Consider the following 22801-nt stretch of genomic DNA (forward strand, 5'->3'; position numbering starts at 1 on the left):
GGGACGGCCTCCTCCGGGCTCGCCCCGGGGCCGATCGAATTTCCTGACGCCTCGTCAGAGCTCGATCTCGAACCCTTGTGTCGACTGCTTCTTGACGGTCCGTCTGTTTCCGACGTGACGTCAGTTCTGAATGATTTGCCTGATACCAACGATGTCACGAGGACAGAGGTAACCATCGATCACCGAACCGGACAACCCGGACCTCACAACACCGGCAAGTCCCGACCCGACCGGCCGGAAACACACCCCTCGGTGGCCGGAAACCCATCGCGCCGCCCCCCGGGAGGCGCCCGGGAAGCGGCGCAGAGCGACCGGCACCACCCGGGTGCGGGCTGCGGTCAGGCGGTGGCCTCCGCCGCGGCGCGGCCGGCCGCCCGGCCGGAGAACAGGCAGCCGCCGAGGAAGGTGCCCTCCAGGGCGTTGTAGCCGTGGACGCCACCGCCACCGAACCCGGCCGCCTCACCGGCCGCGTAGAGCCCCGGCACCGGCGCGCCGTCGGCGCCGAGCGCGCGGGAGCCGAGGTCGGTCTGGATGCCGCCGAGGGTCTTGCGCGTGAGCACGTGCAGCTTGACGCCGATCAGCGGGCCCGCGGCCGGGTCGAGCAGCCGGTGCGGGGTGGCGGTGCGGCCGAGGCGGTCGCCGAGGTAGCGGCGGGAGTTGTGGATGCCCTGGATCTGGGCGTCCTTGCTGAAGGGGTTTGCCAACTGCCGGTCACGGGCCTGGATCTGATGGCGCATCATCGTCGCGTCCAGCAGCGGGCTCTCGGTCAGCGCGTTCATCCTCGCGACCAGGTCCTCCAGCGTCGCGGCGGTGACGAAGTCCTCGCCGTGCCGCTTGAACGCCTCGACCGGGGCGGGCGCACCCTTGCTCAGCAGGCGCTCGCGCACGAAGGCCGTGCGGTCGCCGGCGGTGATGTCCGGGTTCTGTTCGGAGCCGGAGAGGGCGAACTCCTTCTCGATGATCTTCTGGGTCAGCACGAACCAGGAGTGGTCGTGGCCCGCCAGTTCGGGATCGGTGCGCAGGTGGCGCAGGGTGCCCAGGGTGTCGTAGCCGGGCAGGCAGGGCTCGGGCAGGCGGCGGCCGAGCGCGTCGAACCACATCGAGGAGGGGCCGGGCAGGATCCGGATGCCGTGGCCGGGCCAGATGGGGTTCCAGTTGTGCAGGCCCTCGGTGTAGTGCCACATCCGGTCGCTGTTGACCAGCCGGGCCCCGGCCTCGGCGGTGATCGCGAGCATCCGGCCGTCCACGTAGGCGGGGACGCCGGTGACCATGCGCCGGGGCGGGCTGCCCAGGCGGGCGGGCCAGTGGGCGCGGACCAGGTCGTGGTTGGCCCCGATACCACCGGCGGCCACCACGACGGCCTGGGCTGTGAGTTCGAAGTCGCCCGTCTCCTCGCGGTTGGAGGCCGCGCCGCGCACCGAGTCGTCGGCCGCCAGCACACGGCCGCGCACACCGGTCACCGCGCCGTCGGTGACGACGAGCTCGTCCACCCGGTGGCGGTGGCGGAAGGTCAGCAGCCCGTCGGCGGCGGCCTGCCGGGCGTAGCGGGCGAAGGGCTCGACCACGCCGGTGCCGGTACCCCACGCGACGTGGAAGCGGGGCACCGAGTTGCCGTGCCCGTCGGCGCGCAGGTCGCCGCGCTCGGCCCAGCCGACCGTGGGCAGGAAGCGCAGCCCGTGCCCGGCCAGCCAGGAGCGCTTCTCCCCGGCCGCGAACTCGACGTAGGCGCGGGCCCAGCGCACCGCCCAGCTGTCCTCGTCCTCCTGGCGGTCGAACTGCGCGCTGCCCCGCCAGTCGCTCCAGGCGAGCTCGAAGGAGTCCTTGACGCGCATCCGGCGCTGTTCGGGCGAGTCGACCAGGAAGAGTCCGCCGAAGGACCACCAGGCCTGGCCGCCGAGGTTGGCGGCGTTCTCCTGGTCGACCAGGATCACCCGGCGCCCCCGGGAGGTGAGTTCGTGGGCGGCGGTGAGTCCGGCCAGGCCGGCTCCGACGATGATGACGTCCGTGTCCATGGGTGTCCTCGGGGAAGTGCCGTCACGGGCCCGCTCGGGGGGGCGGGGCAGTGGGCCCGGGCGGTGCGGGAGGGTGGCGAGGGAGGGTGGTGAGGGGAAGGCGCACTGCCGACGGGGGTCTGTTGCGGCCTGCGGTCAGCCGGCCGGGCGGTCGCGCTCCCCCGGGGAGTTCAGCAGCACGTCGGCGAGCCGGCGGATGTCGTCGGCCATGTCGATCCGGGGATCGAGCAGCCACTGGAGTTGCAGGCCGTCCGTCGCGGCGATCAGGATCCGGGCCGCCCAGGCGGCTTCGGCGGCGCGGTCCGCGTCCACGGCGCCCGCCCGCGCGTCGGGCACCGGCCCGTCCGAAACCGGCCCGTCCGGGACCGGCCCGGCGGAGGCCTGCTCGACGAGCTGCTCGGCGAACCGCCGGCGGTAGCGGTCGTAACGCTCGCCGAAGTAGTCGTGGGCCGGGTGGTCCGGCTCGGCGGCGGCCGCGGCGAGGTCCACGAAGAGCTTGACGAGTCCGGGGGTCGACGCGTTGGCCGCCAGGACCTGCAGGAAGTCGTCCGCGCCGCGGGCCTCGAACGCTCCGAAGCGCTCCTCCGCGGCGGCGTCGCGGGCGGCGAGCACGGCGGTGAGCAGGGCCTCCCGGCCGCCGAAGTGGTGCAGGACCCCGGCGTCGGTCATCCCGACCCGCTGGGCGATGTCGCGCACCGACACCTTGCGGCTGCCCGCCTCGGCGTAGGCGGCGAGCGCGGCCTCGATGATCTGCTGCCGCTTCGAGGAGGTCTTGGCGTAGGGGCCTCTCGGCTTGGTCATGAGCGGAGTCTACGAGGCACCCGGAGCGCCGGGAAGCCCAAAACCTTGAGTTTCTAAGTTTTTGTGGGCCGGCCCGGCGCGGCCCTGCCCGGCCCTGCCCGGAAGAACCCGGCAGGGCCAACCCCCGTACGCCGAAAGGCGAACACGCGGGGCGGTGCCTCCCTAGGCTGAGACGACTCCACACGTGGCGTCGATTCCTGATTCCTCGTAGGCCCCAACGTTAAGGAACCGCACCATGCGCATCACTCCCCTCCTCCGGATCTCCGCGGTGGCTCTGGCCGCGATGGCCTCGACCGTCGCCGTGACACCCGCCCGGGCCGCCGCTCCCCCACTGAGCACGCCCACGGCGATCGCCCACCTCGACCTCGCCCGGGGCCAGCAGCCGGAGAACATCACCGTGCTGCCGAACGGCAACACCGTGGTGACCTTCGCCTTCTCCCGCGAGCTGGCCGAGATCGACCGCCACGGCGCCGTCCGCGTCCTCGCCACCCTGCCCGCCCCCGCGCCGGGTTCGGCCACCCCGGCCCTGACGGCCCCGTTCCTCGGCGGCGTCGTGCGCGCGGACAACGGCGTCCTCTACTTCATCTACGCGACCGGGACCGCCGACCTCACCGGCATCTGGCGGCTCGCCCCCGGCGGCGCCCCCGAGCGCGTCACCGCCCTGCCCGCCGACGCCCTGCCCAACGGCCTCGCCCGGGACGAGCGCACCGGTTTCCTGTACGCCGCGGACTCCGTCCTCGGCACCGTCTGGCGGATCCCCGCCGGCGGGGGCACCGCCGTCCGGTGGGCCACCGACACCGCCCTGCAGCCGAACGGCTTCCTCGGCGCCAACGGCATCAAGATCCACGACCACGCCGCCTGGGTGTCCAACCTGGACAACGGCACCCTGCTGCGCATCCCGATCCGGGGCGACGGCACCGCCGGCCCGGCCCGGGTCGTCGCCACCGGCCTGCCCAGCATCGACGACTTCGCCTTCACCGGCCGCGGCGACCAGATCCTGGCCGCCCTCAACGGCAGCAGCGAGATCGCGCTGATCACCGGCAACGGCAGCCACACCATCGTGCTCGACCACGCGGACGGCCTGCAGAACCCCACCTCCCTCGCCGTCCGCGGCGACCGCGTCTGGATCGCGGACGCCGCGTACGTCACCCGGCAGGACCCGAACCTCCTGACGGCCCGCCTGGGCCGGACCACCTCGCACTGACCCGACGCCGGTGCGGCTGGCCCCGGAGCACGGCCGACGACCCGTCCACCCGAAACCCTTCACGAAACAATCCCCGAAGAACCCCCGTGAGGTCCTTGACCGGCGGGGGTCGTTAGTATGTGTCCGCACGCAAGGCCCGGCGGAGCTCTGCCGACCTCCCGTGGCACCGCCCGTGACCCTCGACGCCGGGCGCACCACGAGGTTCACCGAATCCGGGCCTTCGAGCAGCGAGGTGACGGCACACCGACCGGAGCGGGTGCGGCCGCGGCCCGGGTGCCCGGGCCCGCCGACCGGTGGACCACTCCCCTTCAACCCGGCTTCCCCGGGGGTTCGAGTCCTTCGTGTACCCCTGGACCCGGGAGGCCCGCGCCGCCCCTTCCCCGGCGCGGTCCGTTCCCGTCCGCATCCGCCAACGAACGTCAGCTCAGGTACCTCCATGCACCCCCATACCGCCCCCATCGACGGTTTCCACTACGGCTGGATCAACCCGGTCCTGTCCTACCTGGTCGCCTGCCTCGGAGCCGCACTCGGCCTCCGCTGCACCGTCCGCGCCCTGGACCTGCCGCCGCGCCGGCGGCTCGGCTGGCTGCTGCTCGGCGCCGCCGAGATCGGCTGCGGCATCTGGACGATGCACTTCATCGCGATGCTCGGGTTCACCGTCACCGGCTCGACCATCCTCTACAACGTGCCGCTGACACTGTGCAGCCTGCTGCTGGCGATCGCGGTCTGCGGCCTCGGCATCCTCTACGTCGGCTACCGGCCGCGCCGCCTGTCCACCCTGCTGGTCGGCGGCACGGTGATGGGTCTGGGCGTCGCGGCGATGCACTACCTCGGCATGGCCGCGATGCACGTCCAGGGGCAGGTCTCCTACGACACGGCCACGGTGGCCGCCTCGGTCGCGATCGCGGTGGCCGCGTCCACCGTCGCGCTGTGGATGACGCTAAACATCACCGGTCTGCTCGCCTCGCTGGCCTCGGCGCTGATCGCCGGAGTCGCCGTGGTCGCCATGCACTACACCGGCATGGCGGCGGTCTCGGTCGTGCTGGACGGCCGCACTCCGGCCGCCGGCCTGCCGGCCTCGCAGTTCATCACCCCGCTCGCGGTGGCGATCCTGGTACTGCTCGCCCTCGGCGGGATCGCGCTGATGCTGTCGCCGCAGGACACCTCGCTGTCGGGCCGGGGCGACGCCGCCAAGCCGGAACCGGTGCGGGTGCCGCTGTTCGACCGGCGCGGGTGATCCGTCGCCGGACGGACCGGACGGCCTCGACTCCGTACGACGGCTCATCGGCAGAACCACGTGAACCGCCGACGCCACGCCCTGCGAGCCGGGAAGCGCTCGCAGGACGTGGCGTGGGCCGGGGCTCCGCAGGAGCGCCGTGGCCGGCTACGCGCTGGTGCTGGTGGTGTCGTTGCGGCCCTCCAGGACGACGGCCGGCTCCAGCGGGGAGGCGATCTCCTGGCCCTTGCTGTGCGAGGCCCAGTCGCGGATGCCGACGAGGACCATGATGAAGAAGATCCCGTAGACGATGCCGGAGAAGTACAGCTCGGAGTGGATGGCGAGCGGCACGCCGACCAGGTCGACGGCCAGCCAGACGAACCAGAACTCCACGTACCGGCGGGCCTGGGTGTACATCGCCAGGATCGAGCCGACGAAGATCCAGGCGTCGGCGAGGACCATCCACCAGGGGGCGCCCGGGTAGAAGGAGGCGTCGGTCGCCTTGAGCAGCGCGGCGAACCCGAAGGTGCCGACGGCCATGACGCCGATCAGGGCCGAGCGCTCCTGCCAGGAGGCCCAGCGGACGTTGATCGTGCCCTCCTGCTGGCGGCTGCGCCGCCAGGTGGCCCAGCCCCAGGACGCCGAGGCGATGATGACGACCTGTCGGGCGGCGTTGCCGCCGAGGTGGACGTTGAGGCTGGCGATCAGCAGCAGGACCGATCCGAGGATCTGCACCGGCCAGGCGACGAGCGAGCGGCGCAGGGCGAGCCAGACGGTCGCGAGCGCCAGGATGTTGCCGAAGAAGTCGGACCAGTAGACGGGGATGCCGAAGAAGCTGAACTGCTCGTTCAGCCACTGGAGTGCGCTCATGACCAAACACCTTTGTTTGCTGGGGGAACAAGCCTGGGTGTGAGCTGCGGCCCGGGACGGGGCCGGTGACGAGGCGTGGAGCGACGGTGGTGGGGGGGAAGGACCGTGCGCGGGTGCCTCAGGGAGCGGTGCCGCGGTGTGCGGCGAGCGCGTCCTCGCGGACGCTCTGCCCGTGCGCCGAGGCGAGGAGGGCCTCGGAGCGCCGGACGTCCTCCCGCACGGCCCGTACCAGGGCGGCGGGAGAGGGGAACTTGACGGTGTCGCGGATCCGTCCGGCGAACCAGACGGTGACCCGCTCGCCGTAGACGTCCTCGTCGAGGTCGTGGCAGTACGCCTCGACGTGGACGTCGGCGGTGTCGCAGAAGGTGGGGTTGGAGCCGACGCTGATCGTCGCGGGGTGGACGGCGCCGGTGCGGTGGCGGACCACCCAGCCGCTGTACACCGCGGCCGGCGGGACCGGGGAGTCCGGGCCGGCGGCGATGTTGGCGGTGGGGAACCCGAGCCCGTGGCCCCGGCCGGCGCCGTGCACCACCGTGCCGGTGAGGTGCGGGCGGGCGGCCGGGGTCACGGGCACGGGGGTCTCACGCATGGGGCAGGAGCTCGCGGAACTGGCTGGTGTGGAAGACGAGCGGCTCCACGCCGGCGAAGAGTTCGGCGCTCAGCAGTTCCAGGAGCACGATCTCGTGGTCGCCACCGTCGTACGTCGCGCCGACCCTGGCGGTCAGCCACAGCGCGGCGTCCTCGATGAGCACGGCGCCCTCGGGCGTCGCCGTCCACCCGACGCCGTCGAAGCGCTTGCCCTCGCGGGAGGCCAGGCGCCGGCACAGCGCGCCCTGGCCGTGGCTGAGCACGCTCAGCCCCACGACCGGTGCCGACGCCAGCCGCGGCCAGGTGGTGGAGGTGCGGGCGACGCTGACGGCGACCATCGGCGGCTCCAGCGAGATCGAGACGAAGGAGCTCGCCGCGAACCCGACCGGCTCGTCCCCGCGCAGCGCGCTGATCGCGACCACGCCGGTGGGGTAGGCCCCGAAGGCCTGTCGCAGGGTCGCGGCGTCCAGTTCCGCCGGCGTGGACGTGCCGGCCGGATCGTGGGCAAGGGTGGCCATGGTCATCGACATCCTCTCGTCATCGTCTCGTCGCGGGTGCGGTTCTCAGTGCCGGTAGCGGGCGGCCGGGTGGCTGGCCGGCAGCGCCCGGTCGTCCGCGCCGGTGAGCCGCTCGCGCAGGCTCTCGCCGGCCGTGTACTCGCCGCGGAAGACGCCGCGCTTGCGCAGGATCGGCAGCACCGACTCGACGAACTCGACCGTCGAGGCCGGCTGGACGGCCGGGGAGAGCAGGAACCCGTCGAGGTCGGCGCCCTCGGCGAGCGCGCAGATCTCGTCGGCGATCTCCTCGGCCGTGCCGACGACCGGACGGGCGCCGACGCCGTGGGTGTGCCAGTCGGCGAGGACGTCGCCGACCGTCTTGCCGGCGAAGCGGGCCACCTGGGTCTGCGACATCTCGGTGGACAGCTCGGTCATGGGCGTGTCGGGCGCGTAGGAGGAGAGGTCGAGCCCGGTGAACATGGCGTAGCTGGCGACGGTGACCTCGGGCCGCTGGGCGTCCAGGATCCGCTGGTAGCGGCGCTCGGCGTCGGAGGTGCTGGCGCCGACGACGCAGGAGAACGCCGACATCACCTTCACCTGGTCGGCCCGGCGGCCGGCCTTGACCGCCTCCTCGCGGATGGAGGCGGTGTGCCCGGCGAGCTGCTCGACGGAGCCGCTGCCGACGAACATGCACTCACCGTGCCGGCCGCCGACCCGGCGGCCGGCGGGCGAGGCGCCGGCCTGGAAGAGGACCGGGGTGCCCTGCGGGGAGCGCGCGGTGTTGCCGTAGCCCTGCGAGCGGAAGAACGGTCCCTCGTGGCTGACCAGGTGGACCTTGGCGGGGTCCGCGAAGCGGCCGTCCTTGTCCTTCTCCAGCGCGTCCGGCTCCCAGGCGCCCTCCCAGTACTTGTAGACGAGCTCCAGGAAGTCCTCGGCCATCCGGTAGCGGTCGTCGTGCGCCACCATCTCCATGCCGAAGGCCTTGACGGCGGTGTCGGCGGTGCCGGTGGTCACCACGTTCCAGCCGATCCGGCCGCCGGAGAGCTGGTCCAGGGTGGCCATCCGGCGGGCGAAGGCGTACGGCGGCTCGACCAGGACGGAGCCGGTCATCACCAGGCCGAGGTTGGTGGTCGTGGACAGCAGTGCGGAGGCCACCACCACCGGGTCGAGCCGCGGCAGGTCGAGGGTCTCCTCGGTGGCGATCGGCGGGCGGGTGCCGTCGATCTCCGACCAGCCCCAGGCGTCGGCCAGGAACAGGAAGTCCAGCTTGGCGTCCTCACAGAGGGTGGCGAGCTCGCGCCAGTAGCCGAGGGTGTCGAAGAGGTGCCGCCGGCTGTCGGGGTGGCGCCAGGTGGCGGTGCCGCTCGCGTTGGTCTGGGCGTTCTCGAACAGGCCGATCTTGAGGTTCTTCATGGGGTGGTTCTCCGTAGTGCTGGTGAGGGACCCGTGGGGGGAGTTGTCAGGAAGCGGAAGGGAGGGCGGGGGCGTCGAGCTGGGCCGCGTAGGGCATGGAGGACTGCGCCCCGAGGCCGGTGACGGCGTGCGAGGCCGCGCGCACGGCGCGCCGGACGGCGGCCGGCAGGGTGGCACCGCGGCCGAGGGAATCGGCGAGGGCGCCGCAGAAGGTGTCGCCGGCGCCCACCGTGTCGACCGCGTGCACCCGCGGCGCGGGCACGTGGGTGACGCCGGCGCCGCGGCCCTCCCTGAGCAGGGCGCCGTCCGCCCCGAGCGTCACCACGACGGCCCGGGACGGGAGCGCGGCGTGCTCCAGCAGCTCCCGCGCTTCGGACAGACCGGCGGGCCGGGCGGTCCCGAGCAGGGAGGCGAGTTCGCCGAGGTTGGGCACCAGGACGTCGACCGCCGCGAGTACCCCCGGGTCGACCGGGCGGGCCGGCGCGGGGTTGAACACGACGGTCCCGCCCTGCTCACGGGCGCGCAGGACCGCCAGGTCGACCACCTCGGGGACGATCTCGTTCTGCACCAGGACGACCTCGCCCGGCGAGCGAACCAGCCGCGCGGGCAGGTCCTCGACGCCGAGCGCGGCGTTGGCGCCCGGGTTCACGACGATGGTGTTCTCGCCCGCGCCGTCGACGACCACCGCGGCGAGCCCGGTCGGGTGCTTCTCGTCGGAGCGCACCTCGGTGACGTCGATGCCCTCGGCGGCGAGCGCCGCCAGGATGGCGGCCGCGTCGGTACCGACCCGGGCCACCAGCCGCACCCGCGATCCGAGCCGGGCGGCGGCGACCGCCTGGTTGGCGCCCTTGCCGCCGGCGCCCTCGGCGAAGTGCCGTGCGAGCACGGTCTCGCCGGGGTGCGGCAGGCCCTCGACGCTCAGCACGAGGTCGCGGTTCACCGAACCGACGACGGTGATGGACGGCATTGGCGCTCCTTTGGGAGATCGATTTCCGACATGCTGTACCAGCACCCCCCGGCCGTCAAGTAGCCTCCTCATGAAAAGACCGCCCCGATGTCGTGGCCCCCACCGTCCCCCCATCCCGAAGGACACTCCACGTGACTGCGCCCCGACTCCTCGACGTGGCCGAGGCCGCCGGCGTCTCCCGCGCGACGGCATCACGGGTCCTCGCCGGCACGCCGCGCAACGTCGACCCCGAGCTCGCCCGCCGCGTCGAGGAAGCCGCCCACCGGCTCGGCTACCAGGCCAACCACTCCGCGCGGGCCCTGCGCACCGGTACCACCGGCACCGTCGGCGTCGTCGTCCCCACGCTCGCCAACCCGTACTTCGTGCAGCTCGCCGACGCCATCGCCCAGCACGTCCGGGCCGCCGGCGGCACGCTGATGGTCTCCGACGCGGCGAACGACCCCGCGATCGAGGCCGAGCAGATCGACACCCTGCTCGCCGGCCGGGTCGACGGCCTGTTCGTCGTCCCGGTGTCGGCCACCGAGTCCGGTCCCGCGATCCGCAAGGCCGCCGCCCGCCGCCCGGTGGTGCTGTTCGACCGGTGGGCCACCGGCTCCGGCACCGTCGCCGTCACCCTCGACAACGCGGCCGCCGTCCGACTGCTCGTCGACCACCTGGAACGGACGGGCCGTCACCGGATCGCGCTGGTCGCCGCGGGGCAGGCCTCCTCCTCCGGCGCCGAGCGGCTCGCGGCCTTCACCGAGCTGCAGGGCGACGGCGCCACCACCGTCCTGCTGCCCAACTTCACCACCGACGCCGGGCGGACGGCGGGGCGGCGGATCGTCGAGCAGCGCGACCGGATCGACGCGGTGGTCTGCGGCGCGGATGTGCTCGCCGTCGGCCTGGTGAGCACGCTGCACCGCTGCTCGGTCGCGGTGCCCGGGAAGATCGCCGTCACCGGCTTCGACGACACCGAGATACTCGAACTCTTCGACCCGCCCATCACGTCCATCCGCCACCCGCTGTCCGCCATGGCCGAACGGGCGCTGACGCTGCTTCAGGCGCCCAGCCGCGAACGGACCGAGCGGGTGGAGCGCTTCCAGCCCCAGCTCGTCGTCCGCGCCTCGACGGACGTCACCGCCTCCTGACCCCGGCCGCGCTGACCCCGCGTCACCCGGCAGGGGCCGCCGGACGGGCGCGGGCCGGGCGGGCGCGGGCCGCACGGGCCAGCAGCTTGCCCAGCTCCCACAGCAGGAGCAGCGCGACGGCGGCCAGCAGCGCCCAGCCGAACTGCCGGGCGTCGAGGTCGGTGGTCCCGAGGATGCGGTGGAACGCGTCCATCTGGGTGACCAGTATGGCCAGGACGAACTCCGCCAGGGCCGCGATGTTCATCTGCCGGCTGTCGAAGGTGCTGACCGTCAGCACCGACCCGCGCTCGCTGCGGCACTCGTAGGCGGCCACGACCAGGCAGAGCGCGAAGGCGGTGAACGCGATCGAGTTGCCGACCGGCAGGCTGTCGTAGTGCGACTCGCCCAGCTTGATCAGCCCGAGCAGGGCGATCGAGATCGCCAGCCCGGCGAGCCCCACCGTGAGCACGACGGGCCCGGTCAGCACCGACTCGCCGCGCGGACGCGGGACGCGCCGCATCAGGCCGGGGCTCTCCCGGTCGAAGCCCAGGGCGAAGCCGAACGGGGCGTTGACCACGAAGTGGATCCACAGCACCTGCGCCGGGGTGAACGGCTCCCCCGCCGCGAGGTTGAACACCGTGGCGCCGAGGAAGGTCAGCACGAAGGTCACCAGGAGCACCAGTACGAAGCGGATGTACTTGGTGAGGTTGTCGTAGAGCTTCCGGCCCTCCGCCACGGCGTGCACGATGGTGGCGAAGTTGTCGTCGGCGAGCACCATGCGGCCCGCGTTCTTCGCGACGTCGGTACCGCTGCCCATGGCGATGCCGATGTCGGCGGCCTTGATGGCCGGGGCGTCGTTCACCCCGTCGCCGGTCATCGCGACGACGTCACCCTTGCGCTTGAGCGTGTCCGCGAGCAGGACCTTGTGCTCCGGCGCGACCCGGCCGACCACGCCGATGGCGTCGATCCGCGCCAGCCGTTCGCTCTCGGGCAGGGCCGCGAAGTCCGCGCCCAGCATCGCCTCGCCGTCGATGCCGAGTTGGCGGGCGATGGCCGCGCCGGTGGTGACGTCGTCCCCCGTCACCATGCGGACCCGGATGTGCGCGGCCTGCGCGCTGGCGACCGCGGCCCTGGACTCCTCGCGCGGCGGGTCGACCATGCCGACCAGGCTGGTCATCCGCAGGTCGGTGACGAGCGCCAGCAGGTCGCCGGCCGGGTCGAAGCCGGCCGGGTCGAGGTCGCGCACGGCCCCGGCCATCACCCGCAGGCCCTCGCCGCCCATCCGCTCGGTCTGCGCCCGGGCGCGGGCCTCCAGGTCCCCGTCCCAGGGGACGCCCGCCCCGGCCGCGAGCGCGGTGGTGGCGCGGGCCGTCACCGCCGGGGCGGCGCCCTTCACGAAGCACCGCACCACCGGCCGGCCGTCCGCGTCCTTCGCCGCGTTGAAGGTGGCCATCAGCTTGTAGCCCGGGTCGAAGGGCAGCGTGGCGAGCCGGGGGAAGCGCTCCCGGGTGGCCTCGATGTCCAGGCCGGCCTTGTGGCCGAGGACGAGCAGGGCCCCCTCGGTCGGGTCTCCGACGACCTGGCCCTCCACCAGCTTGGCGTCGTTGGCGATCAGGTAGGGCAGGACGGCGTCCTCGATGCCCGCCGAGGTGCCCACCGCGTGGTGGACCTTGCCGTCGAGGCGGTAGCCGGTACCGGAGACGGTGTAGCGGTCGGTGGGGCTGAGGACCTCGACGACGGTCATCTGGTTCATCGTCAGGGTGCCGGTCTTGTCGGAGTTGATGGCCGAGGTGAATCCCAGGGTCTCGACGGACGGCAGTTCCTTGACGATCGCGTGGCGCCTGGCCAGGTTGAGGCTGCCGACCGAGAGGATCACCTGGCTGACCGTCGGCAGCGCCTCCGGGATGGCGGCGACGGCCAGCGAGACCGCGCTGACGAACAGGGCGTCCCAGGCCTGGTCGCGGCTGCGGCCGAGGGCGAACATCACGACCATGGTCAGGCCCGCCGCCGCCGCGATCCACAGCGTCAGGGTGTTGAGCTCCCGGGTGAGCGGCGACTGCTCCTTCTCGGTGGCCGAGAGCATCCCGGAGATCTTCCCCAGCTCGGTGCCGGAGCCCGTCGCGGTGACGACGAGCAGCCCGCTGCCGTGCGTGACCGGGGTGTTCATGAACGCCATGTTGGTCTGGTCGCCGGGCCCCAGCCGCGCGGCGGTGAGCGTGCCCGCGTCCTTCACCGCCGGGACGCTCTCGCCGGTCAGCGCCGACTCGTCGATCTGCAGGGCGCTGGCGGCGACGATCCGCCCGTCCGCCGGGACCTCGTCGCCGGCCGAGAGGAGCACGGCGTCGCCGACGACCAGCCGCTCCGCCGGGATCTCGGTCTCGGTACCGTCGCGCCGGACCCGGGCGGTCGCCTCCATCATCGACTTCAGCGCGTTCATCGCGCTCTCCGCCTTGCCCTCCTGGCGCAGGCCCACCACCGCGTTGAACAGCGTCAGCACCAGGAGCAGGACGGCGGTGGTCCACTCCCCGATCGCCAGCGAGACCACCGCCGACGCCACCAGGATGATCTGCATGTAGCTGCGGTACTGGTCGAGGAAGCGCAGCCAGCCGGGCCTCGGCTTCTCCTCGGGGAGCGCGTTCGGCCCGTTGGCGGCGAGCAGTTCGGCCGCCCGGGCGGCCGTGAGCCCCACCGCCGGGTCGACCCCGAGCCGGTCGGCGACCTCCTGCGGGGACCGCGCGTACCACGGGCCCGGCGCTCCGCGCCCCGAGGGACCGGCCTGCTCCGCCATCGCTGCTCCTCAAGATCCGCGGTCGGTCCGCCGGCGCCCCCGGCCGGCTCCGCCCGCACCGGGGCCGCCGGGTCCGGTGCTGCTGCGTCCGGCGCTCCTCCCGCGGGCCGCCGCGCCGCCCGGCCCGCGGGAGGGCTTCCTGCCACGCTGCGCCCACCGGGTGCCCCCGGCAATCCGGCGGCGTCCTTCCGGTGGCGCCGGTCGCTCGTCCGGTGCCCGTGTGTGGCGGCGCCCGGGGTCCGGGCCGACGATGGGGCTGTCCCGCGTCCCCCCTACGGCCGGAGGCCCTGATGGCGACCCTGACGGTATGGCGCTTCCCCACCGCGGCGGGAGCCGACGAAGCCCTCGACACGCTGAAGCGGCTGCAGCGCCAGGAGCTGATCACGCTCCAGGACGGAGCCGTGGTCAGCTGGCCGGGGGACGCCCGCAAGCCCAGGACGCGCCACCTGGGCGACATGGCCGGCATGGGCGCCCTGGGCGGGGCCTTCTGGGGCTTCCTGCTCGGGATGATCTTCTTTGTCCCCGTGCTCGGCGCCGCGGTGGGCGCGGCCGGCGGCGCCCTGGGCGGCCACCTCGCCCATGTCGGCATCGACGACGACTTCATCCGGCAGGTGCGGCGCAAGGTGACGCCCGGCAGCTCCGCGCTGTTCGTCCTCAGCTCGGACGCCGTGCTCGACCCGGTCAGGGCCGCGCTCGGAGGGCTGCACGCCGAGCTCATCGAGACCGACCTGTCGGCGGACGAGGAGGCCCGGCTGCGCGAGGCGTTCACCGAGGGCGGGTGACCCCCCACCCCCGATGTGACGCGGGACACAGGCCGGGACCTGTCACACTCCGCGGGGCCGTCCCGTCAGACAGGTGAATCCGTTCCACGACGAGGAGCACACCATGGATGCCCGTCTCGACTACTTCGGCAACGCCGTCGGGGCCAAGGTCCTGCGGCACATCAACTCGGCCGGCCGGGCGCTGTCCGACTCGGGGCTGCCGCACGCGACGCAGGAGCTGGTGAAGATCCGCGCGAGCCAGATCAACGGCTGCGGCTTCTGCACCGACATGCACACCAAGGACGCCGCGCACGCGGGCGAGAGCTCGCTGCGGCTGAACCTGGTGGCGACCTGGCGGGAGGCCACCGTCTTCACCGAGGCCGAGCGCGCCGCGCTGGAGCTGACGGAGGAGGGCACCCGGATCGCGGACGCCGCGGGCGGCGTCTCCGACGAGGTCTGGGCGAAGGCCGCCGAGCACTACGACGAGGACCAGCTGGCCGCGCTGATCTCGCTGATCGCCGTGATCAACGCCTACAACCGGATCAACGTGATCAACCGGCAGCCCGCCGGGGACTACCGGCCCGGCCAGTTCGGCTGAGCCGGCTCCGACCGGGCGGACCGGCCGGCCGCGGTCCCCGCGCTTCCCGCGGGGCCGCGGCCGGCGCGTGTCAGGGCAGGTGGTCGGTCACCAGGGCGAGGTGGCCGGTGGGGTCCACGCCGCCGGGGCTCGAGAGCCGGGCGGCGAGGTCGTTGATCAGCAGGGTGCCCAGGAGGTAGTGGCCGAGCGCGAGTTCGACGGGGGTGGAGTTCCCGCCCCGCAGGTCGGGCTTGGGCTTGCGGTCGGAGAGGCGGCACGGCGCCTCCGCCAGGACGTGCAGGTCGTGGGTCAGCAGCAGCCGCTCCCACCAGCCCGGATCGTCGCGGAACAGCGCGCGCAGGCCCTCGTGGGCGGCCAGCCGGGGCAGGAAGTCGTGGATCGCCGCGCGGTAGCCCGGGTACACCGGCTGCCGGAAGCCCACCTGGTAGCGGTGGTCCGGCCCGCGGCGGACCGAAAAGCCGGTGCGCAGCGCGGGATCCCAGACGGTGAGGCTGAAGAGCGTCTTCGCCAGGTCGTAGACCGGGTCCCAGGGTTCGACGGAGCCGCGCGGGTCGATGAGGCGGAAGTCCTCGGGCGCCGCGCCGGGGCGGGTGGACAGCAGGACGTTGCGGGTGTTGGCGTCGCCGTGGGCGGGGGCCATCAGGCGGGCGGGGGCCAGCCGTGCCAGCCGTCCGCTCAGCCGTTCCAGCACCAGGTGCGGGGCCCGGCACCGCACGCCGTTGACGGTGATCCGCTCGGCGGCCGTCAGCTCCCCCGGCAGGGCGCGGGCCAGCAGCGGCAGCCGTCGCAGGAACCGGCCCACGACGACCTCCGCGAGGTGGGCGGCCGGGGCGGGGTGGGAGCGCGCGGCGTAGCCGTCCAGGACCAGGGCCTGGAGCAGGGCCGGGTAGCGGCGGAAGAACTCCCGGGTGCCCTGCGGCGACTCCCGCAGCGGGGCCGCCAGGTCCGCGGACGGGTAGAACGGCGTGGTGCAGGCCGCCCAGCCGTCGCCGTCGAGGACGTGCGGGACCGGCAGGTAGTGCGCCGCCAGCCGCGGGGCCACGGTGCGCAGCAGGTCGATCTGGCGCAGCTTGTGGCGGAAGGAGACCAGGTCGTGGCCGTCCACGGCGCCGGGTGCCGGCACCAGGACCTTGACCACCAGTTCCTCCCCGCCGGAGGTGGTGGCCCGGTGGACCCGGGCCGGTGAGCCGCCGTCCAGGATCTCCGGCCCGACCGTGAGGCCGAGGGTGTCGGCGACGGCGGCCAGGGCCGCCGCGTCGGTCCATCCGCCGGGCGGGCGGGGGCGGGTGACGTGCCGGTGGTCGGTCATCGCGGCGGCCTCCTCGGTGTCCGCTACCAGCGGATCGAGTCGATCAGCGCCGCGTGCAGCTGGGGGGTGCAGGCGGCGATGCAGGAGCGCTGGTTCAGCGGGCCGATGTCCAGCAGCAGGGTGTCCCGCAGCGGTTTGCCGTAGGCGTCGGTGATGGTGACCCCGGCACGTTCCGCCAGGTACACCGAGGCCGCGATGTCGTACGGGAACAGGTGCAGGATGCTCCCGTGGCCGACCCGACGGAAGTCCGCCTCGGTGGCGGGGCGGTCGCGCAGCAGCCGGTTGCCGATGTCGACGTAGGCGTCCGTCTGGCCGGTGATGATGCGGGAGATGGAGAAGGAGGCGCTGTTGAACACGTACACGCCGCCGGTGTTGGCCGAGGCGTCGATGAGGTGGCCGTAGGCGTCGGTCATCAGTGCCGCCGGGTGGCCGTTGAACTCCAGCGACCAGAACATCCGCTCGGGCTCGGTGACGGCGGACAGCCGGGGCACCGGCGCGGGGAAGCCGCCGGACTCGATGCCGGTGCCGTCGGCGTCGGCGTACAGCCAGTGGCCGGTCTTGATCTCCTGGAGCATCGCGTACCGGATGTCGCCGATGGTGGGCGCCTCGGTGAAGGGGGCCGCGGCGATGGAGACGCAGGCCATCTCCAGGTCGGCGGCGGCGCCGCGGGTGCCGTCGACGGGGTCGATGACCAGCACGTGCCCGGGCGCCCGGCCGATGGTGCGCAGCCCTTCGCTCTCGGTGTAGACGGCCACCGGCTCGCCGCGCTCGCGCAGGAAGTCCCAGGCGGCCCGTTCGGCGAGCACGTCGACCGGGAACTCGGCGTCCCCGCCCTTCGCCGTGCCCGCCACGTAGCGGCTGCCGACCTCGTGCAGACCCTCGCGCACGGCCGTCCGGATGCGCCCGGACAGCTCCTGGACGAGGCCCCTCATGATGCGGCCTCCAGGAAGAGCCGTTCCAGCAGATCGCACATCTCGTCCGCCTCCTGACGGGTCATGATCAGTGCCGGGCGGACCTTGAGCACATTGCCGTGCCCGTAGAGGGAGGTCCGCAGCAGCAGTCCGTGGTCCAGGCCGCGTTCGGCGAGGTGGTTGGTGAGCGCGGGGTCGGGGCGGCCGTCGCGGTCCACGATGTCGATGCCGATCATCAGCCCGACGCCGCGGACCTCCTGGACGAACGGCACCCTGGTGGCGAGGGCGCGCAGCCGCTCCAGGACGTGGCCGCCGACGTCGCGCACGTTCTCCAGGAAGCCGGGGCGGCCGATGATCTCGACGGTCTTCAGGGCGGCCGCGGCGGCCAGTACGTTGCCGCCGAAGGTCGAGTTGATGTGGTGTCCCTCCACCCCGGTCAGCCGCTCCTCGGTCAGGATGCCGGCGATGGGCATGCCCGCGCCGCCGAGGCCCTTGCCGAAGGTCATCAGGTGCGGGGCGACGCCGAAGTGGTCGGCGGCGAACATCCGGCCGGTGCGCCCGAACCCGGTCTGGATCTCGTCGAAGACCAGCAGGATGCCGCGCTCCTCGCAGAGGTCCTTGAGCGCCTGCAGATAGCCGTCCGGCGGAACGACGTTGCCGCCGTTGCCGCTGATCGGCTCCAGCACCACGCAGGCCACCCGGCCGGTGCTCGCGTAGTCGATGAAGTCGTTGATCCGCTCGACGCACAGCAGGCCGCAGGTGGCCCGCTCCTGCCGGTAGAAGCAGCGCAGGCAGTGCGGGTCGGGGACGTGCACGATGCCGGGCAGGTGGGAGGGGAAGGGGGCGCGCCGGAAGGCGGCGCCGGAGGCGCCGATCATGCCGAGGGTCTGGCCGAGGTGGCCGCGGAAGAGCGTGACCACGTCGGACTTGCCGGTGTGCACCTGGGCGATCTTGACGGCGCTCTCGTTGGCGTCGGAGCCGCTCGCCGACTTCAGGTGCACCCGGGTGAGGTTCGCCGGCGAGACCTCGGCCAGCTTCGCCACCAGGGCGTTCAGCGGCTCGGTCTGGAACTTGGAGGTGACGTGGATCAGCCGGCCGGCCTGTTCGCGGACCACCTCCACGATCTCGGGGTGCGCGTAACCCAGGCTCAGGTTGAACGTCCCCGAGGAGCAGTCGAGATAGCGCCGGCCGTCGTCGGCCCGGAGGTACACGCCCTCGCCGCCGACCACCCGGAGGTCGTCCGGCCGGTAGTAGTAGTGCCGCAGCGCCGATCCGGCCTCCCCGTCGGGCGGAGCCTTCGGTGCGGCGGTGCGTGCTGCGGTGCGTGCCGCGGTCCTCGTCTGTCGCATCGGTCTTCCTCCGATCGCTCCGACAATTCCTGGCAGATCGACCTGCTCGAACGATTCGAACCGCAGATCCGCCTCCTGGAGATCGAGCGCGGCGGTCATCGCGTTCGGTATCGCGACGCACCGGATTCCGGCCCTTTTCGCGGCGCGTACGCCGCTGGGGGAATCCTCGAACGCCACCGCCCGCTCGGCGGGAATTCCCAGCGAGGCCAGCGCCGCGACATAGAGATCCGGTTCCGGTTTCGCGCCGGCGCGGTTCCCGTCGGCGCACTGGACGATGCTCCAACCCTCGGCCACACCGCACTGCCGCGCATATTCGGCGACCCATTCCCGGGTGGAGTTGCTGACGATCCCCCGGGAGATCCCCAGGGCGTCTACCGCACCGAGGATCCGGTGCACGCCGGGCCTGCCGCACAGCCCGCCGAGCAGTTCGCGCTGCCGCCGGTGGACCCGTTCCTGCAGCTCACGGCGGTCCGCCGTGCATCCGGTGGCCCGTTCGAGCCGCGTCCACAGCTCGGACCCGATGGTGCCGACGAGCGAAGACCACACCTCGACCGGGAGCCGGTGGCCGAATTCCAGGAAAACCTCCGCGTGCGCGCGGAATATCTCGGACTCCGGATCCCACAGCGTCCCGTCGAAATCGAAGAGAAACGCATCCACGTCCTTCATCCACGGACACCTCCGTCGAGCGGCGGACGGCCGCGCGGCCAGGGGTCGGTGCACGGAGCCGAGGCACCGAGCGTCCATCATCGCCGAGCCGCTCCGCTCCCGCCATTCATGGTTCGTCGACGCACCCACGATCGGCGGACAAAACGGTGCGGGGGCGCGCGGATGGTGCTCGGATTGGAGTGGCGCCGGCGACGGGCCGTCGCGAGAGTCGAGGAACGATGGACGAGGACACCCGCTCCGCCGGCTCGGCGGCTCCCCCGACCGGTACGGCGGCTCCCCCGGGCAGCGGGCCACGGGTCGCCGTGGTGGGGCACGTCGAATGGACCACGATCGCCGGTCTCGACGAGGTCCCCGCCGCCGGCGAGGTGACCCACGCCGACCGGCTCTGGCAGGGCCCGGCCGGCGGAGGCGCGGTGGCGGCCGTCCGGCTCGCCGAACTGGCCGGCACCTGCACCTTCTTCACCGCCCTCGGCGACGACCACGCCGGGCGGCGGTCGCGCGCCGAACTCGAACGCCGCGGAGTCCAGGTCCTGGCCGCCACCAGGCCCGGCCCCACCCGGACGGCGGTGAGCATGGTCGACCGCTCCGGGGAGCGCACCACCGTCACCCTCGGCGAACGCCTGCAGCCGGCCGCGGCCGATCCCGTCGACTGGGGGCAACTGGCCCACTACGACGCGGTGTTCTTCACCGCAGGGGACGCCGCCCTGCTGCGCCGGGCACGCCGGGCCTCGGTCCTCGTGGTGACCGCGCGGGAGTTCGGCACCGTACGGGAGTCCGGCGTCAGGGTCGACGCGCTGATCGGCAGCGGCGCCGACCCGGCCGAGCGCTGCGACCCGGCGCTGCTGCGCAGCCTGCCGGACCTGGTGGTCCGCACCGAGGGCCGGCGCGGCGGCGTCTTCACCCGCAACGACCAGCCGCCCCGGCGCTACCGGCCCGCCCGCGCACCGGGCCCCCTGGTGGACACCTACGGGGTCGGGGACAACTTCGCGGCCGTCCTCACCTACGCGCTCGCCACCGGCGCGACCACGGCCGAGGCCCTCGACCTCGCCGCCCGGCACGGCGCGGCCTGCACGACGCAGCGCGGCCCGTTCGCGGCCCGGCCCGCCCCTCGGCGACGGGCGGTCGGGGTATGAGGACGGGCGCGCGCGCCGTGCCCACGGGCAAGCGGATCCTGCTGCTGTGGGACATCGACGGCACACTGATCGACGGCGCCCACGTCGTCGGGTCGATCTACCCGCTCGCCTTCGAACGGCTCACCGGCCGGCCGGCCCGCCACCGCGTCGCCATCGCCGGGCGGACCGAACTCGACATCATGGACGAGCTGTTCGCCCGGCACGGCGTCGACCCACCCGCACCGGAACGGGTCGGCGCCGAGCTCTCCGCCCAGCTGCGCCGGCGGGCCGCCGAGCTGCGGACCGTCGGACGGGCCCTGCCCGGCGCCGCCGAGGCCCTGCGGGCCCTGGGCGCCCGGCCCGAGGTGGCCCAGTCCGTGCTGACCGGGAACCTGCGGGACAACGCCGCGCTCAAACTGGGACTGTTCGGACTGGCGGGGTTCGTGGATCCCGCCGTCGGCGCGTACGGCGACGACGGCCGCGAGCGGGCCGCGCTGCTCCCGGTCGCCCGGCGGCGCGCGACGGCCGCCCACGGAACCGACTTCGCCGCCGACGCCACCGTCCTGATCGGCGACACCCCTCGGGACGTGCACACGGGGCGCAGCGGCGGGGCACGGGTGATCGCCGTCGCCTCCGGCGCGAGCAGCGCCGAGGTGCTGCGGCAGGCGGGGGCGGACGTGGTGCTGGCGGATCTCCGCGACACCGCCGCGGTGGTCCGGGCCGTCCGGGCGCCGGGGCCGGCCGTGCGGAGCCCGCGATGAACGGCGGCCCCCGCCCGGTCGGCCTGGTCTCGGTCGTCATGCCCGCGCGCAACGCCGAGACGACGCTGGCCGCGCAGCTGGAGGCACTGTGCGCGCAGACCTATCCGGATCCGTGGGAGGTGGTCGTCGTCGAGAACGGATCCGGCGACGGCACCCGCGCGCTGCTGCGGCGCTGGCAGCGGCGGATGCCGCGGCTGCGGGTGACCGTCACCGACGAGCCCGGCGTCAACCGCGCCCGCAACCTCGGCTGCCGGCAGGCCGACGGCGAGTTCGTGCTGCTCTGCGACGCGGACGACATCGCGGCCCCCGGCTGGGTGGCCGGGATGGTCGACGCCCTGCGTTCCAGCCCGGCCGTCGGCGGCGCGCTGGAACGCCGGCTGCTCAACGGGCCGGTGGCCCTCGCCGCGCGGCCGGCGAAGAAGTCCCCCGCACTGCTCGACACCTTCGGCTTCCTGCCCTACCCGGCGGGCGCCAACTGCGGGTTCCACAAGGAGCTGTGGAGCCGGCTGGGCGGCTTCGACGAGAGCTACCGCGGCGGCGGCGACGACACCGAGTTCTTCTGGCGCGCCCAACTGGCCGGGTACCGGCTGGCCTTCGCCCCGCACGCCGTCGTGCACTACCGGCACCGCGGCGACACCCGGTCCATCGTCCGCCAGTCCTACGGCTACGGGCGCTCGCACCCCAAGCTGTACCGCGACTTCGCCGCCCACGGCATGCCCTGCTCGCGGCCGGGCGACGCGGCCGGCGCCTGGTGGTCACTGCTGCGCCGCTCCGTCGACCTGCTCGGCCCCGCCGACCGGCGCGCCGCCCTGCTGGCCCAGCTCGCCCTGCGCGCGGGCCGCGCCGTCGGCAGCGCCAGACACCGGCGGTGCTACCTGTGACCCGCCCCCGGTCGGCTGAACAGGTGCCGGTCGGCCGGCCTTCCGTCGACGACGGCACCGTGCGACGACAGCGTGTGGAGGAACCATGACAGCCACGACCCCCGGCCCCGCGAGCGGCCCGATCGTCCTCGGTGTGGACCCGGAGCCCGGGCCGATGGCCACCGCCTGGGCCGCCGACGAGGCCGAGCGCCGTGGGCTCCCGCTGCGGCTGGTGCACGCCGTCCCGTCGGCGGCCCGGGAGTTCCGTCCCTCCGACGAGGGCTCCTACCACAAGGCGCTGCGCGCCCGCGCCGACGAGGCGCTCGACCGGGCGGCGGCCGAGGCCCGGGCGCGTCATCCCGGGCTGGCGGTGACCACGGTGGTCGAGGAGGACGTCCCGGCGCCGGCGCTCTGCCGGGAGTCGGCGCGCGCCTCGCTGGTGGTGCTCGGCACCCGGCGGCTGAGCCGGGTCGCGGAGGTGCTCAGCCTGGCCTCGGTGACCGTCCCGGTGAGCGCGCAGGCCCGCTGTCCGGTGGTGGTCGTGCTCGGACCGGAGCACTCCACCCAGGAGCCGCCCGTCGTGGTGGCCGGTGTGGACGGCAGCCCCGCCTCGGTGACCGCCCTGCGGTTCGCGCTGGACCTCGCCGCGCGGCGCGGGGCCGCGCTGCGCGCCGTCCGGGTCCGGCCGCGCGCCGCCTTCGACCGGACCGATCCGTTCACCGCCGAGGGGGAACTGCGGCGGGCGCTGATCGCCACCACGGAGGAACCGCACGCGCGGCACCCCGAGGTCGATCTCACCCACGAGGTGCTGCACGGCCACCCGGTGGAGGAACTCGCGCGGGTGTCCGAGCACGCGCTCGCCGTCGTGGTCGGCCGGCGCGGCGACGGCGGGTTCACCGGCATGCGGATGGGCTCCGTCCCGCACGGGCTGCTGCGGCGGGCCCGCTGCCCCGTGATCACCGTCCCGGAACCGCCGGAGGGCGGACGCTGACCGGTGCGGCCGACCGGTGCG

General features: G+C 73.8%; 20 protein-coding genes. 9 read left to right on the forward strand and 11 right to left on the reverse strand.

From position 1 onward, the window contains the following. Positions 1 to 338: 338 nt before the first annotated feature. Both ACFU9E_RS23725 and ACFU9E_RS23730 read right to left on the reverse strand, forming a co-directional pair. On the reverse strand, positions 339 to 2012 hold the full coding sequence (locus ACFU9E_RS23725) for an FAD-binding dehydrogenase (protein WP_380684450.1): 1674 nt from the start codon (positions 2010 to 2012) through the stop codon (positions 339 to 341). 135 nt (positions 2013 to 2147) lie between these two features. Next, positions 2148 to 2813: a TetR family transcriptional regulator gene (locus ACFU9E_RS23730; protein WP_380684449.1), complete on the reverse strand. Its 666-nt coding sequence runs from the start codon at positions 2811 to 2813 to the stop codon at positions 2148 to 2150. Between the two features lie 235 nt (positions 2814 to 3048). Here ACFU9E_RS23730 and ACFU9E_RS23735 point away from each other — a divergent pair, with 235 nt between their 5' ends. Together ACFU9E_RS23735 and ACFU9E_RS23740 are read left to right on the forward strand one after the other, a co-directional pair. Continuing rightward, entirely contained in the window at positions 3049 to 4017 is a 969-nt protein-coding gene (locus ACFU9E_RS23735) for a hypothetical protein (protein WP_380684448.1), read from the forward strand. Positions 4018 to 4453: 436 nt separating this feature from the next. Further along, on the forward strand, positions 4454 to 5254 hold the full coding sequence (locus ACFU9E_RS23740) for an MHYT domain-containing protein (protein WP_380685788.1): 801 nt from the start codon (positions 4454 to 4456) through the stop codon (positions 5252 to 5254). A 147-nt stretch (positions 5255 to 5401) separates the two neighbouring features. Here ACFU9E_RS23740 and ACFU9E_RS23745 read toward each other — a convergent pair whose 3' ends face one another. The 5 genes from ACFU9E_RS23745 to ACFU9E_RS23765 form a co-directional block, all read right to left on the reverse strand. Next, positions 5402 to 6103, reverse strand: a complete 702-nt coding sequence (locus tag ACFU9E_RS23745; RefSeq protein ID WP_380685790.1) for a nicotinamide riboside transporter PnuC — start codon at positions 6101 to 6103, stop codon at positions 5402 to 5404. A gap of 118 nt (positions 6104 to 6221) precedes the next feature. Further along, positions 6222 to 6692, reverse strand: a complete 471-nt coding sequence (locus tag ACFU9E_RS23750; RefSeq protein ID WP_380685792.1) for a riboflavin kinase — start codon at positions 6690 to 6692, stop codon at positions 6222 to 6224. After that, positions 6685 to 7209 (reverse strand): flavin reductase family protein, encoded by a 525-nt coding sequence (locus tag ACFU9E_RS23755; RefSeq protein WP_380685794.1) that lies wholly within the window; start codon positions 7207 to 7209, stop codon positions 6685 to 6687. The genes ACFU9E_RS23750 and ACFU9E_RS23755 overlap by 8 nt, the downstream gene beginning before the upstream one ends. A gap of 45 nt (positions 7210 to 7254) precedes the next feature. Beyond that, entirely contained in the window at positions 7255 to 8601 is a 1347-nt protein-coding gene (locus ACFU9E_RS23760; RefSeq protein ID WP_380685796.1) for an NtaA/DmoA family FMN-dependent monooxygenase, read from the reverse strand. A gap of 46 nt (positions 8602 to 8647) precedes the next feature. Next, positions 8648 to 9568, reverse strand: a complete 921-nt coding sequence (locus tag ACFU9E_RS23765; protein ID WP_380685798.1) for a ribokinase — start codon at positions 9566 to 9568, stop codon at positions 8648 to 8650. Between the two features lie 131 nt (positions 9569 to 9699). On the opposite strand from ACFU9E_RS23765, the gene ACFU9E_RS23770 reads away from it, so the two are divergent. Beyond that, entirely contained in the window at positions 9700 to 10695 is a 996-nt protein-coding gene (locus tag ACFU9E_RS23770) for a LacI family DNA-binding transcriptional regulator (RefSeq protein WP_355359705.1), read from the forward strand. Between the two features lie 22 nt (positions 10696 to 10717). Here ACFU9E_RS23770 and ACFU9E_RS23775 read toward each other — a convergent pair whose 3' ends face one another. Continuing rightward, a complete protein-coding gene (locus ACFU9E_RS23775; protein WP_380685800.1) occupies positions 10718 to 13462 on the reverse strand; it encodes a cation-translocating P-type ATPase in 2745 nt (914 codons plus the stop codon). A gap of 290 nt (positions 13463 to 13752) precedes the next feature. Here ACFU9E_RS23775 and ACFU9E_RS23780 point away from each other — a divergent pair, with 290 nt between their 5' ends. Both ACFU9E_RS23780 and ACFU9E_RS23785 read left to right on the forward strand, forming a co-directional pair. After that, positions 13753 to 14244 (forward strand): DUF1269 domain-containing protein, encoded by a 492-nt coding sequence (locus ACFU9E_RS23780; RefSeq protein ID WP_380690364.1) that lies wholly within the window; start codon positions 13753 to 13755, stop codon positions 14242 to 14244. Between the two features lie 103 nt (positions 14245 to 14347). Further along, the gene (locus ACFU9E_RS23785; RefSeq protein WP_380690366.1) at positions 14348 to 14821 is read left to right on the forward strand and encodes a carboxymuconolactone decarboxylase family protein; all 474 of its coding nucleotides are present in this window, start codon (positions 14348 to 14350) and stop codon (positions 14819 to 14821) included. A gap of 70 nt (positions 14822 to 14891) precedes the next feature. Here ACFU9E_RS23785 and ACFU9E_RS23790 read toward each other — a convergent pair whose 3' ends face one another. Genes ACFU9E_RS23790 through ACFU9E_RS23800 form a run of 3 tightly spaced genes read right to left on the reverse strand, consistent with a single transcriptional unit; the run spans position 14892 to position 19056 of the window. After that, on the reverse strand, positions 14892 to 16130 hold the full coding sequence (locus ACFU9E_RS23790) for a hypothetical protein (protein WP_380686675.1): 1239 nt from the start codon (positions 16128 to 16130) through the stop codon (positions 14892 to 14894). A 23-nt stretch (positions 16131 to 16153) separates the two neighbouring features. Continuing rightward, positions 16154 to 17062 (reverse strand): inositol monophosphatase family protein, encoded by a 909-nt coding sequence (locus ACFU9E_RS23795; RefSeq protein ID WP_380686673.1) that lies wholly within the window; start codon positions 17060 to 17062, stop codon positions 16154 to 16156. Next, a complete protein-coding gene (locus tag ACFU9E_RS23800; protein ID WP_380686671.1) occupies positions 17059 to 19056 on the reverse strand; it encodes an aminotransferase class III-fold pyridoxal phosphate-dependent enzyme in 1998 nt (665 codons plus the stop codon). Before ACFU9E_RS23800 ends, ACFU9E_RS23795 begins: the two co-directional genes overlap by 4 nt. 218 nt (positions 19057 to 19274) lie before the next feature. Here ACFU9E_RS23800 and ACFU9E_RS23805 point away from each other — a divergent pair, with 218 nt between their 5' ends. From ACFU9E_RS23805 to ACFU9E_RS23820, 4 genes are all read left to right on the forward strand, one after another. Next, complete coding sequence (locus ACFU9E_RS23805; protein ID WP_380686669.1) at positions 19275 to 20189, forward strand: PfkB family carbohydrate kinase; 915 nt, start codon at positions 19275 to 19277, stop codon at positions 20187 to 20189. Between the two features lie 17 nt (positions 20190 to 20206). Then, positions 20207 to 20929, forward strand: coding sequence for an HAD family hydrolase (locus tag ACFU9E_RS23810; protein WP_380686667.1), 723 nt, complete (start codon positions 20207 to 20209; stop codon positions 20927 to 20929). After that, positions 20926 to 21810, forward strand: coding sequence for a glycosyltransferase family 2 protein (locus tag ACFU9E_RS23815; RefSeq protein ID WP_380686664.1), 885 nt, complete (start codon positions 20926 to 20928; stop codon positions 21808 to 21810). Before ACFU9E_RS23810 ends, ACFU9E_RS23815 begins: the two co-directional genes overlap by 4 nt. 85 nt (positions 21811 to 21895) lie before the next feature. Continuing rightward, positions 21896 to 22780, forward strand: a complete 885-nt coding sequence (locus ACFU9E_RS23820) for a universal stress protein (protein WP_380686662.1) — start codon at positions 21896 to 21898, stop codon at positions 22778 to 22780. The last annotated feature ends 21 nt before the right edge of the window (positions 22781 to 22801 follow it).

This window comes from Kitasatospora sp. NPDC057595 (assembly GCF_042800875.1).
Classification (GTDB): Bacteria; Actinomycetota; Actinomycetes; order Streptomycetales; family Streptomycetaceae; genus Kitasatospora.